General features: G+C 45.9%; 12 protein-coding genes. 9 read left to right on the top strand and 3 right to left on the bottom strand.

Annotation, left to right across the window (positions count from 1 at the left end; all coding sequences use genetic code 11):
* Nucleotides 1–12: 12 nt before the first annotated feature.
* From RRU94_RS22865 to RRU94_RS22835, 7 genes are all read left to right on the top strand, one after another.
* Nucleotides 13–1,182, top strand: a complete 1,170-nt coding sequence (locus RRU94_RS22865) for a CamS family sex pheromone protein (protein WP_315693150.1) — start codon at nucleotides 13–15, stop codon at nucleotides 1,180–1,182.
* Between the two features lie 120 nt (nucleotides 1,183–1,302).
* Nucleotides 1,303–2,112, top strand: a complete 810-nt coding sequence (gene zupT, locus RRU94_RS22860; protein WP_315693149.1) for a zinc transporter ZupT — start codon at nucleotides 1,303–1,305, stop codon at nucleotides 2,110–2,112.
* Between the two features lie 139 nt (nucleotides 2,113–2,251).
* On the top strand, nucleotides 2,252–3,541 hold the full coding sequence (gene aceA / locus RRU94_RS22855) for an isocitrate lyase (protein WP_315693148.1): 1,290 nt from the start codon (nucleotides 2,252–2,254) through the stop codon (nucleotides 3,539–3,541).
* A gap of 167 nt (nucleotides 3,542–3,708) precedes the next feature.
* Nucleotides 3,709–3,999, top strand: coding sequence for an Asp-tRNA(Asn)/Glu-tRNA(Gln) amidotransferase subunit GatC (gene gatC / locus RRU94_RS22850; RefSeq protein ID WP_050181916.1), 291 nt, complete (start codon nucleotides 3,709–3,711; stop codon nucleotides 3,997–3,999).
* A gap of 12 nt (nucleotides 4,000–4,011) precedes the next feature.
* Nucleotides 4,012–5,460 (top strand): Asp-tRNA(Asn)/Glu-tRNA(Gln) amidotransferase subunit GatA, encoded by a 1,449-nt coding sequence (gatA, locus tag RRU94_RS22845; protein ID WP_315693147.1) that lies wholly within the window; start codon nucleotides 4,012–4,014, stop codon nucleotides 5,458–5,460.
* Between the two features lie 15 nt (nucleotides 5,461–5,475).
* Entirely contained in the window at nucleotides 5,476–6,903 is a 1,428-nt protein-coding gene (gene gatB / locus RRU94_RS22840) for an Asp-tRNA(Asn)/Glu-tRNA(Gln) amidotransferase subunit GatB (RefSeq protein WP_315693146.1), read from the top strand.
* A gap of 182 nt (nucleotides 6,904–7,085) precedes the next feature.
* The gene (locus RRU94_RS22835) at nucleotides 7,086–7,859 is read left to right on the top strand and encodes an alpha/beta hydrolase (protein ID WP_315693145.1); all 774 of its coding nucleotides are present in this window, start codon (nucleotides 7,086–7,088) and stop codon (nucleotides 7,857–7,859) included.
* Between the two features lie 30 nt (nucleotides 7,860–7,889).
* On the opposite strand, the gene RRU94_RS22830 is transcribed toward RRU94_RS22835, so the two are convergent.
* The 3 genes from RRU94_RS22830 to argC are packed head-to-tail and all read right to left on the bottom strand — an operon-like array spanning nucleotide 7,890 to nucleotide 10,841.
* On the bottom strand, nucleotides 7,890–9,029 hold the full coding sequence (locus RRU94_RS22830) for an acetylornithine transaminase (protein ID WP_315693144.1): 1,140 nt from the start codon (nucleotides 9,027–9,029) through the stop codon (nucleotides 7,890–7,892).
* A complete protein-coding gene (gene argB, locus RRU94_RS22825) occupies nucleotides 9,026–9,790 on the bottom strand; it encodes an acetylglutamate kinase (RefSeq protein ID WP_315693143.1) in 765 nt (254 codons plus the stop codon). The genes RRU94_RS22830 and argB overlap by 4 nt, the downstream gene beginning before the upstream one ends.
* Nucleotides 9,791–9,803: 13 nt before the next feature.
* Nucleotides 9,804–10,841, bottom strand: a complete 1,038-nt coding sequence (argC, locus tag RRU94_RS22820) for an N-acetyl-gamma-glutamyl-phosphate reductase (protein WP_315693142.1) — start codon at nucleotides 10,839–10,841, stop codon at nucleotides 9,804–9,806.
* Between the two features lie 167 nt (nucleotides 10,842–11,008).
* On the opposite strand from argC, the gene RRU94_RS22815 reads away from it, so the two are divergent.
* Both RRU94_RS22815 and RRU94_RS22810 read left to right on the top strand, forming a co-directional pair.
* Nucleotides 11,009–11,572 (top strand): thioredoxin family protein, encoded by a 564-nt coding sequence (locus tag RRU94_RS22815; protein ID WP_315693141.1) that lies wholly within the window; start codon nucleotides 11,009–11,011, stop codon nucleotides 11,570–11,572.
* Between the two features lie 22 nt (nucleotides 11,573–11,594).
* On the top strand, nucleotides 11,595–12,512 hold the full coding sequence (locus RRU94_RS22810; RefSeq protein ID WP_315693140.1) for a diacylglycerol kinase: 918 nt from the start codon (nucleotides 11,595–11,597) through the stop codon (nucleotides 12,510–12,512).
* Nucleotides 12,513–12,613: the final 101 nt, after the last annotated feature.

Raw genomic sequence — 12,613 nt, 5'->3', positions numbered from 1 at the left:
GAGGTGGCTTTTTTGAAAAAGAAATGGGTCCTGGCGGCAGTATCCGCCATGCTGCTTATGGGTGGATGCGCGCCGGCGCTGCAAAACAATGATGAAGTAACACAGGGAGATGGAGAGGAAAAAACATCTGTTATTCCAACCTACCAAATCTCGGACAGTTATTACCGCACGATTGTACCGTTTGAACCGGGCAAAGCGCGTGGCCTTGTCGTTTCCAATTTAAACACACGCTATGATATTGCTGAATTTGAAACGGGCTTAATGCGGATTGCACAGGAGAATTTTTCCCCAGAGCAATTTTTCTTTCAGGAAGGACAGGTGCTGGATGAAGATGTGATCCGGTCCTGGCTGAGCAGAAAGTATACAGATGCACAGTTGAAAGAAAACGAGCTGACAGCAAAAGAGAATCTTGGGCTGAATCCAATAGATACAGGGGAAGGGTCCGTTGATGAAAGAAACGAAAGAGCACCGATTTACTTGGCTCATATTATGGAGCAGGACTATTTAACGAAAAAAGAGGATAACTCTTTGCAGCTCGACGGTATGGTGATCGGGCTTGCGCTTAATTCCGTTCATTATTATCAAAAGGAAGAATACGGCGCACAGTACGAATTTAAAATGGATGACGAAACGGTTGAAAGAGAAGGCAAGAAAATTGCTGCGGAAGTAGCTTCGCGCCTCCGTGCGATGGACAAAACAAAAAACATTCCAATCACAATTGCTTTATTTAAGCAGGCGCCGCAAAACTCGGTAACAGCAGGGAATTTTATTGCTTATACCCATCTTGATTCAGGTGATGCGGATACATCCGACTGGAAAGCGATCAATGAAAAATACGTATTGTTCCCATCCGGCTCTGCAGAAGAAGACCACCGGGAAGACTCTACGTATTTCGCTAACTTTAAGCAGGATATTGAATCTTATTTTGATGGCACAAACGGTGTAATTGGGCGTGGACTTTACAGCGGGGAAGAACTGACAAGCTTGAAAATTGAGATTCCAATTCAGTTTTACGGAAAAGCGGAAGCGATTGGCTTTTCGCAGTATGTAACCGGCCTTGTGATGGAGCATTTTCCGGCATACATTCCGGTTGAAGTAAGTATTACGTCAACAGGCGGCCCGGAAGCGCTTATTGTGAAGGAAGCAAACGCGAAAGAACCGTATGTTCATATTTACGAATAAGGAAGAACCTGATTTCATCCAGCTGGATGAGATCAGGTTTTTTTATTTGCCTCAACAAAAAAAGTTGCGCATAAGCAACACATGGCATACACTAATAAAAAAAGATGGAGGAGGGCGCATATGGATGAGAATGTACTGCTGGCAATCGGTTTAACATTATTCGCTGGTCTTGCAACAGGTATCGGCAGTGCGCTGGCATTTTTCACCTCACGTACAAACACAAAGTTTCTCGCCTGGGCGCTTGGTTTTTCAGCGGGTGTGATGATTTACGTCTCGATGATCGAAATTTTTGTAAAAGCGAAGGATGCGCTTGTTTTAGAGCACGGGGAGAAAACGGGCTATTGGCTGACCGTCATCGGCTTTTTTGCCGGCATTGCTGTGATCGCTGTGATCGACAAGTTTATTCCGTCAACCGAAAATCCGCACGAAACGAAAACAGTAGAAGAATTTCATAAAGAGCCGGAGCGGGATGAATACGCCAAGCTCAAAAAAATGGGGGTTTTCACTGCGATCGCCATTGCCATTCACAATTTTCCGGAGGGCATTGCAACTTTTGCATCGGCCATTCAGGATCCAGCTCTCGGTATCGCGATTGCAGTAGCAGTTGCCATTCATAATATTCCAGAAGGCATTGCAGTGGCTGTACCTCTGTATTTTGCGACAGGAAGCCGTAAAAAAGCATTTAAATGGTCCTTTTTGTCGGGCCTTTCAGAGCCGGTAGGAGCGCTTGTAGCCTGGATCGTTTTAATGCCTTATTTAACAGATACGATGTTTGGCATGATTTTCGCTGGTGTTGCCGGCATTATGGTGTTTATTTCACTTGATGAACTGCTCCCGGCTGCCCAAAAGTACGACCAGACACATCTCGCCATTTACGGGATTGTCTCCGGGATGGCTGTTATGGCGCTCAGTTTATTGCTTCTTTTATAAAATGAAAAGCCGGAAGAATTTATTCTTCCGGCTTTATTTTTTTGAATTTTTTAAAAAATGGGTTGGCAAGCAAAGTATACTGTTATATAATACAAATTGTAATAAACAATCTGTTTTATAACAAAGGGGATGTTTTAAAATGGGGAATACGGATCAAGCACGGGTGAATCAGCTTCAACAATCATGGGAAAACGATGCTAGATGGAAAGGGATTAAACGGCCTTATTCGGCAGAAGAAGTGATCAAGCTTCGCGGCTCCATCGATATCGAGCATACATTGGCTCAGCGCGGCGCTGACAAACTATGGAGTCTGGTAACAGGAGAAGGCTTCGTGAATGCACTCGGTGCCCTGACGGGAAACCAGGCTGTACAGCAGGTAAAAGCAGGTTTGAAAGCGATTTATTTAAGCGGCTGGCAAGTCGCTGCCGATGCCAATCTTTCAGGCCATATGTATCCCGATCAAAGCTTGTATCCGGCAAACAGCGTGCCAAATGTTGTAAAGCGAATCAACCAGGCGCTTCAGCGTGCTGACCAGATCGCGCATATGGAAGGTAATCATTCCACTGATTATTTCGCTCCAATTGTAGCCGATGCTGAAGCTGGCTTTGGGGGACAGCTTAATGTATTTGAATTGATGAAAGGGATGATTGAAGCGGGTGCAGCAGGTGTCCACTTTGAGGATCAGCTTTCTTCAGAGAAAAAATGCGGGCATCTGGGGGGGAAAGTACTCCTGCCGACACAAACGGCTGTACGAAACTTAATTGCGGCACGCCTTGCAGCAGATGTAATGGGGACGCCAACGGTTTTAATCGCACGTACAGATGCAGATGCAGCGGACCTGATCACCAGTGACATCGATCCGGCTGATGCTCCGTTTATTACAGGTGAACGCACATCTGAAGGCTTTTTCCAGACGAAAGCGGGCCTTGATCAAGCCATTGCACGCGGTCTTGCCTATGCGCCATATGCAGATATGATCTGGTGCGAAACATCCGAACCGAATCTGGAGGATGCACAGCGCTTTGCGGATGCCATTCATGAAAAATTCCCGGACAAATTGCTTGCGTACAACTGCTCGCCTTCCTTTAACTGGAAAGCGAAACTCGATGATGAAACCATTGAGAAATACCAAATGGAACTTGGGAAAATGGGTTACAAATTCCAGTTTGTTACACTTGCCGGCTTCCATACGTTGAATTACAGCATGTTCCAGCTTGCAAACGGATATAAAGACCGAGGAATGAGTGCTTACTCGGAACTTCAGCAGGCGGAGTTTGCAGCGGAAAAAGATGGATACACAGCGACCCGGCACCAGCGTGAAGTAGGGACTGGCTATTTTGATGCCGTGTCGATGACGGTAACGGGAGGCCAGTCTTCTACAACAGCATTGAAAGGGTCAACAGAAGAAGAACAATTTCAAACAAACTGATCAGCCACGAACAAAGGGATTTGTCTTGCATTGGGGGATGTAAAATAGATAAGAACCGCCTTCATTTTGGAGGGCGGTTCTTCTTTTTGTTCACGCGGGCTGAAATCATGGTAAAATAGACTTTGTGCAATTATTAGCGTACAAATTTTTTACGGAGGTGGATTCCATTGACGCGAATTTCAGAAGAACAAGTCCGGCACGTGGCCCATTTGGCGCGCCTTGCGGTTACGGACGAAGAAGTGCATACATTTACAGAACAGCTCGATGCGATCATTACATTTGCCGAGCAGCTGAATGAACTGGATACATCAAACGTGCAGCCGACATCACACGTTTTAAATATGAAGAATGTATTGCGGAAAGACGAATCGGCACCAGGACTAGACCGGGAAGAAGTATTGAAAAATGCACCGGATCAGCAGGACGGCCAAATTCGAGTTCCGTCCATTATCGAGTAAGGAGGAGAGACCGTGTCATTATTTGATCACAAATTAACCGAGATTCAATCGATGATCGACAAAAAAGAAGTATCGATTCCGGATCTTGTGGATGAATCATTCAAACGCATCGCCGCTGTAGACGGAGATGTAAAAGCATTTCTTGCATTAGATGAAGAGCGTGCCCGCAAGCAGGCGGAAGAAGCACAAGGTGCAGGGAAAACCGGTATTTTATCAGGGATTCCGATTGGCATAAAAGATAATATCGTTACAAAAGGACTCCGCACGACTGCTGCCAGCCAAATCCTTCACAACTTTGACCCGATTTATGATGCAACCGTGGTAAATAAGCTTCGTGAAGCCGGAACAATTACAGTCGGCAAGTTAAACATGGACGAATTTGCGATGGGCTCATCAACGGAAAACTCAAGCTTCCAAAAAACACGTAACCCATGGAATTTAGCTCACGTGCCAGGCGGTTCATCAGGCGGCTCTGCTGCGGCTGTTGCAGCAGGCGAAGTACCGTTTTCACTTGGCTCAGATACAGGCGGATCGATTCGCCAGCCGGCTTCTTTCTGCGGCGTAGTCGGCATGAAACCTACATACGGACGCGTATCCCGCTTTGGCTTGATTGCTTTTGCATCGTCTCTTGACCAGATTGGGCCTATTACACGCAACGTAGAAGACAATGCGCATCTTTTAGAAGCGATTGTCGGGGTTGATCCGTACGATTCTACTTCGGCGAATGTGCCGGCTGAAAGCTTTGCTGCCGGATTGACAGGCGACATTAAAGGCTTGCGCATTGCTGTACCGAAAGAATACCTTGGAGAAGGTGTTTCAGAAGAAGTAAGACAGTCTGTTCTTGCGGCGCTGAAAGTATTGGAAGGGCTTGGTGCTACGTGGGAAGAAGTATCTCTTCCGCATTCAAAATACGGCGTGGCTACGTACTACCTGCTCGCGTCATCTGAAGCGTCATCCAACCTGGCCCGTTTTGACGGTATCCGCTACGGCTACCGTGCAGAAGGCGCAGAAAACTTAATCGATTTATACAAAAAAACACGTGCAGAAGGCTTCGGCGACGAAGTAAAACGCCGGATTATGCTTGGTACGTTTGCGCTAAGCTCAGGCTACTACGACGCGTATTATAAAAAAGCGCAGCAAGTGCGCACACTGATTAAAAAAGACTTTGAAGATGTGTTCGCAAGCTATGACGTGATCATCGGCCCTACAACACCAACACCGGCGTTTAAAATCGGCGAAATTATCGACGATCCGTTAACAATGTACGCAAATGACATTTTAACGATTCCAGTAAACCTTGCTGGCGTACCGGGTATTTCCGTTCCATGCGGATTCGCAGAAAACGGGCTGCCGCTTGGCCTGCAGATTATTGGACGCCATTTCGATGAAAAGAACGTATACCGTGTTGCGCATGCGTACGAGCAGGCAACTGATTTCCATAAAGAAAAGCCGAAGCTGTAAAGGAGGGGACCACCTGTGCAATTTGAAACGGTGATTGGACTTGAAGTCCACGTTGAATTAAAAACAAACTCAAAAATCTTTTCGTCGGCCCCGGCCCATTTCGGCGCGGAGCCAAATACGAATACAACGGTGATTGACCTTGGATATCCAGGCGTGTTGCCGGTGATGAATGACAAAGCGGTGGAATTCGCAATGAAAGCAGCCATGGCCATCAATTGCGAAATCGCCGAGGAATCCATTTGGGACCGGAAAAATTATTTCTATCCAGACAACCCGAAAGCATACCAAATATCACAAAATGATAAACCGATCGGCGAACACGGATGGGTAGAAATCGAAGTGAACGGTGAAACAAAACGCATCGGCATCACTCGTCTTCATTTAGAAGAAGATGCGGGCAAGCTGACGCATGCCGGCAAGCATTCTCTTTGCGATTATAATCGCCAGGGAACACCGCTTGTAGAAATTGTATCCGAACCAGATATTCGCACGCCCGAAGAAGCCTATGCATTTTTAGAAAAATTAAAAGCGATTATTCAATATACAGAAGTATCCGACTGTAAAATGGAGGAAGGATCGCTTCGCTGTGACGCAAACATTTCGATCCGTCCATTTGGACAGGAAGAATTTGGGATAAGAACAGAATTAAAAAACTTAAACTCCTTTAACTTCGTGCGTAAAGGGCTTGAATATGAAGAAAAACGCCAGGCGGAAGTTGTATCTTCAGGCGGAAAAGTGGAGCAGGAAACACGCCGTTTTGATGAATCAACAGGCAAAACCGTTTTGATGCGTGTAAAAGAAGGATCAGATGATTACCGTTATTTCCCGGAACCGGATCTGCTTCCTGTTTACATTGATGACGAATGGAAAGAGCGTGTTCGCGCGTCAATTCCAGAGCTTCCGGATGCACGCAAAAAGCGTTACATGGAAGAGCTTGGACTGCCGGCGCATGACGCGAAAATTTTGACGATGTCAAAAGACATTGCCGATTTCTTTGAAGCAACGGTAGCAGCCGGTGCTGCAGCAAAGCTTGCTTCTAACTGGATGATGGGTGAAGTGCCGGCGTACTTGAACGCAGAGAACAAAGAACTGGCTCAAACAAAGCTGACACCAGAGAACCTTGCGGGTATGATTAAATTGCTTGAAGAAGGAACCATCTCTTCTAAAATCGCTAAAACCGTGTTTAAAGAAATTATTGAAAACGGCGGCGATGCCGAAGCGATCGTAAAAGAAAAAGGCCTTGTGCAAATTTCTGACGAATCAGCGCTTTTAAAATTCGTAAACGACGCTTTAGATGCGAACCCACAGTCTATTGCCGACTTTAAAGAAGGCAAGAAAAAAGCGATCGGCTTCCTTGTTGGACAAATTATGAAAGCGTCCAAAGGGCAGGCGAATCCGCAGGCGATCAATAAGCTGCTTGTAGAAGAAATTCAAAAAAGATAATAAATGATCAGACAGGATGGCGCGATTGAACTCCAATCGCGCCATTTTTGTATGTAATAGCACCGTCTTTTCAATCGAACGGTTTTCTTTTTATGTTAATTCCAACTTGACTTGTCGGATAAAATCCGTTAAAGTGTATATATCTTATAAAAATAATCGGAATTAAAACGGAGGGCCGGATAATGAGCAGAGAATATACTGTAATCCCAGGTGCTGAGTCATTTTATTTAGAAGGAAATGAAATTGGTATTGTTCTTTCCCATGGATTTATTGGTACGCCGCAAAGTGTCCGGGAGGTAGCCGAAGCATTAAACCAAAAAGGATTTTCGGTTGTTGCTCCAAGACTGAAAGGCCACGGCACGCACCAGGAAGAAATGGAAACATGCACACATGACGACTGGTATAACAGCTATTCAAACGCCTATCGCTTTTTGAAAAAGCGCGGCAAGCGTATTTTCTTAATGGGGCAGTCCATGGGCGGCACACTGACGCTTAAATTTGCAGCCGCTCATCAGGACATTGAAGGCATTATTACGATTAATGCAGCTCTTACACTGCCGTCACTTGATTACTTGCAGTATGATCCGGCTCCTCGTTTTATTCCGGAAGGGGCGCCGGATATTAAAAAAGACGGCGTCCATGAAATCACGTACGAAGAAGCACCTGTTGCTTCTGTGCGCGAGCTGCAAAAGCTCATGAAAGAGGTGCCAGGCGTACTGCACCGTGTCCGCGTGCCGGCGCTTTGCATCAAATCAGCAGTAGATCACGTCGTGCCGCCAGAAAACACATCGTTTATTTACCAGGCGATTTCATCCAAACAAAAGAAAATCGTCACACTGCGAAATTCTTACCATGTAGCCACCATGGATTATGATGCCGGCCGCATCGTGGAAGAAGCTGCTGCATTTATTGAAGAAACCATCCAAAAACAGTCGGCATTTCGAAAAGTATTGTAAAAAGCGGTCTCCGAATGGAGACCGCTTTTTTTAATTGGTTAAAATATGGGTGATCACGTTCACAGCTGCTTTAATTTCATCCTCTGTTACGGTAAGAGGCGGAAGAAGGCGGATTACATGAGTACCGGCTGTTAAAATAAGCAGGTTTTGTTCACGCGCTTTGGCTAAAAACGGCCCCGCTTCTTCATTCAGCTCAATACCTACCATTAAGCCTCTTCCTTTGAGCTTTTTAAAGATAGGCTGCTCTTTTAGTGCTTCTTCGAGCAGCGAGTGAATCAGTTCGCCTTTTTGGGTTACGTCGGCCAAAAAGGATTCGTCAAAGATGGTGTTCAATGTTTCTTTGGCCGCTGCAAGAGCCACCGGGTTGCCGCCGAATGTCGAGCCGTGTGAACCGGCAGAAAACGCTTCGGCAAGGGACGCTTTACCGATAATCGCACCGAGAGGGAAGCCGCTCGCAATTCCTTTTGCAACCGAAATAATATCCGGATTCAAGCCGATATGCTGAAAAGCAAATGGCTTTCCGGTACGGCCGATGCCTGTCTGGATTTCATCAATAATAACAAGAGAGCCATTTTGATGAGCCAGTTTTTCGGCTTGCTTTAAAAAGTCTGCATTTCCTTCATTAATACCGCCTTCACCTTGAATCACTTCAAACATAATGGCTGCGGTATTGTCATCAAGGGCAGCTGTCAAGGAATCAAGATCATTCATGGTGACATACTCAAATGATTCGAGCATGGGACCGAAGCCGGTTTTAATTTTGTCCTGGCCGGTCGCCGCCATCGTGGCAAAAGTGCGGCCATGGAATGAATCAACGAATGTAATCACTTTTGTACGGCCAGTTGATTTGCGGGCAAGCTTAATGGCTGCTTCATTTGCTTCAGCGCCGCTGTTTCCGAAAAACACAAGATCGAGCCCTGACGCGTCTGTCAGCTGCTTCGCTACTTTTTCCTGCAGCTCAATTTGAAACAAATTTGACGTATGCCAAAACTGATTCAGCTGCTCTTCAACTGCTGTTTTGACGTTGTCCGGTGCGTGGCCAAGGTTGCATACGCTGATGCCGGATGTAAAGTCTAAATATTCCTTGCCACCTTTTGCTGTTAAATAAGAGCCTTTTGCTTTGACGGGTGTAACATCCCATCTTGCATATGTAGGAAATAAATGACTCATACTGTTTCCTCCTTTTGAAATAAAGTGCCATGCCACGTTTCATTTTCGTAGAACGGTTTTTTGCCAGAGACAATATGAACATGTCCGCAGCTTTCGAGTGCTTTCAGGGCAGTATGAACTTTTGGGATCATCCCGCCGCTGATTACACCGGAATCAATAAGTTCGTTTGTTTGGGAAGCAGTGAGAGATGGAATCAGTTCACCATTTTTTAAAACACCGGGCACGTCTGTCACCATAAGAAGGTGGTCTGCCTCAAGAGTGTAAGCAGCCGCGCCTGCTGCATGGTCTGCATTCACATTCAGCACCGTTCCGTCTGGACCTTTCGCAATCGGTGTCAGAACGGGAAGGAGGCCGGCTTCAAGGAACAGCTGGAGCACTTCTTTGTTAACAGCTGTTACGTCGCCGACAAACCCGAGTTCTTCCTGGTTAATAAAGTCAGCCTGAAGGATACCCTGGTCGCTTGACTGTACACCGATAGCCGGAATACCTTGTGCTTCAAGCATACGGACCAGTTTCCGGTTCATGCTTCCGGAAAGAACAAGCTCCGCTGCCTGAAGCACTTCCTCTGACGTAACGCGCAGGCCGTTTTTAAACTCGCTTTTTACGTTCATTTTCTCGAGCATAGCGTTAATTTCCGGGCCGCCGCCGTGAACAAACACAATTTTGTATCCATCGGCGATCAGCGCGTTCATGCTGTCAAAAAAGCTTTGTGACAATTCTTTTAACACACTGCCGCCGCATTTTACGACTACTGTTTTCATCGGTCTCCTCCTCTTATGGGTACATCGGAAAGCCTTTAAGCCCCGATGTTTCTTCGAATCCAAACATAATATTTGCATTTTGAACGGCTTGTCCCGCTGCACCTTTTACAAGGTTATCGATAACGGACACGATTACAAGACGGTTCGTGCGTGTATCCACATCAACAGAAATATCACAGAAGTTTGAACCGGCTACTTCTTTAATGCCAGGGAACTGTTTCACTGGGCGGACACGGACAAATGGATCGTTTTTGTAGGTATCAGCATAAAGAGCATGTGCTTCTTCTGTTGTCATATCGCGTGTGAGCGGTGCATACATCGTTGCCATAATTCCACGGGATACCGGCAGAAGGTGGGTAGAAAACGTAATGGGGGCGGCTGATTCGCTCCACCAGGAAAGCTGCTGCTCAATTTCCGGAATGTGCTGATGTTCATTTACTTTATAAATGCGGAAGTTATCATTCATCTCCGCGAAATGAACGATCGGAGACAAGCCGCGTCCAGCACCCGATACACCGGATTTGGCATCAATAATAATATTTTTCATATCAATTACACCGTTTTGTACAGCGGGAGCAAGCCCTAAAAGCGCTGCTGTCGGATAACAGCCCGGATTGGATAGAACGGATGCCGACTTAATGTTTTCGCGGTTCCATTCTGTCAGCCCGTACACGGCATCGGCGACAAATTCTTTTGGAGCCGGGTCTTTTTTATACCACTTTTTATAATCTTCTGTTTCTTTTAAGCGAAGGTCTCCGGATAAATCGACGACTTTGGCCCGTCCGCCGGCAAGCTGGGGGGCAAGGGCAGCGGCTGCGCCGGAAGGAACCGCTAAAAATACAACGTCTGACTCCTGTTTGATCGCTTCTGTATCAATTTTCGTTAAGGGAAGCGGGCAAATCTCGGCAAGATGAGGATACTCTTCTGTAACAGGAACGCCGTCTTTGCTGGATGAATAAACAGCGTGCAGCTCAAAATGTGGATGATTGGATAAAAGGCGTATAAGTTCAATTCCTCCGTAGCCGGAAGCGCCGATGACTGATGCTTTCATGGTAAAACTCCTTTGTATTTTTATTTATAATTATTAATATTTATTAATTTATTCTTCTTCATTATAGAATTGTGCCTCCTTGAAATCAACCGATTTTGTCAAATCGGCCGTTTTTGTGCATAATGGAGGATAGGATGTTTTGAAAATCCGTAACGGAGGAACGAAAAATGAATCTGCAGGAATGGTTTGAAAAAGGACTGACACCTGAGGACTATATAAACAATATGTCGGAGCATAAAGAAAATCTTCTTTATGTATTAAAAAATTTTCACTTATCGAGCGAAGAAGCTTCTCTTATTGATAAAGTAAGCGAAGCCAATTGGCGTGTCATTGTCCTCACAGAAGACTGGTGCGGGGACGCTATGGTGAACATTCCGATTCTGCTTGCCATGGCAAAAGCAGCAAAGATGGAAGTCCGTATGCTGCACCGCGATGAAAATCTGGAGCTGATGGACCAGTATTTAACAAATGGAACATCACGGGCAATTCCTATTTTTATTTTTATAAACGAAGAAGGAGCGGAGCAGGCCGTATGGGGACCGCGTGCTCCAGCCGTGCAGGAAATGGTCACACAGTACCGTTCATCGCTGCCGCCGCGTGACCATGAAGATTTCGAGAAAAAGAGCCGTGACATGATCCAGGCATTGACAGAAACCTACCGCACGGACGAATCGATCTGGCAGGAAATATACCGCAGCATAAAAACAACGCTTGCGGAACGATTATATTAATAGCAGAAAGACTGGGATAAAGATGACGAAACGAGCACGAATTATTTACAATCCAACCTCTGGGCGCGAATTGTTCCGCAAGCATTTGCCGGAAGCGCTCGAAAAGCTTGAAAGAGCCGGATATGAAACTTCCGCGCATGCAACAACGGGAGAAGGAGATGCGACCGAAGCAGCACGAATCGCCACGGAACGGAAATTCGATGTTGTCATTGCAGCGGGCGGCGATGGAACGTTAAATGAAGTAGTGAATGGCCTGGCCGGCCAGGAGCATCGTCCGAAATTCGGCGTGATTCCAATGGGCACGACCAATGACTTCGCCCGGGCATTGCATATTCCGCGTGATATTCAAGGAGCCATCGATGTGATCACAGCCGGTGAAACCATTCCGGTGGACGTCGGGCGCATGAATGAGCGCTATTTCATTAATATTGCAGGGGGCGGCCGTTTAACAGAGCTTACGTATGAAGTGCCAAGCAAGCTGAAGACGATGCTCGGCCAGCTTGCTTATTATTTAAAAGGTATCGAGATGCTGCCTTCGATCAAGCCGACAGATATTAGAATTGAATATGATGGTGAAGTGTTTGAAGGAGAATCTCTTCTTTTTTTAATCGGGCTGACGAATTCAGTCGGCGGTTTTGAAAAGCTGGCGCCGGATTCATCTGTTAACGATGGTTTATTTACGCTGATTATCTTAAAGAAAACCAACCTGGCTGAATTTATCCGAATTGCGAGCCTTGCCCTGCGGGGAGATCATTTAAATGACCCTCATGTTATTTATACAAAAGCAAGCCGCATTCATGTTCAATCATCGGAACCGTTACTGATTAATCTTGACGGGGAGCTTGGCGGCGAGATTCCGGCTGATTTTGAAAATTTATACCGCCATCTTGACGTTTTTGCACCAATCGAAAAGCTTCGTCCACAGGACCGCATTTATTAATATGGGCTGCTTCGGTGATACCGAAGCAGCTTTTTTTATAGAAAGTATTTCGTGTATCGAAGAATCATGTTATAATTTAGTTACCTAAGTAATCAATTGGA

Source organism: Domibacillus sp. DTU_2020_1001157_1_SI_ALB_TIR_016 (assembly GCF_032341995.1).
GTDB classification, from domain to species: domain Bacteria; phylum Bacillota; class Bacilli; order Bacillales; family Domibacillaceae; genus Domibacillus; species Domibacillus indicus_A.
Note: the sequence above shows the minus strand (reverse complement) of the source record. Positions and strands in the feature narration are given on the sequence as shown.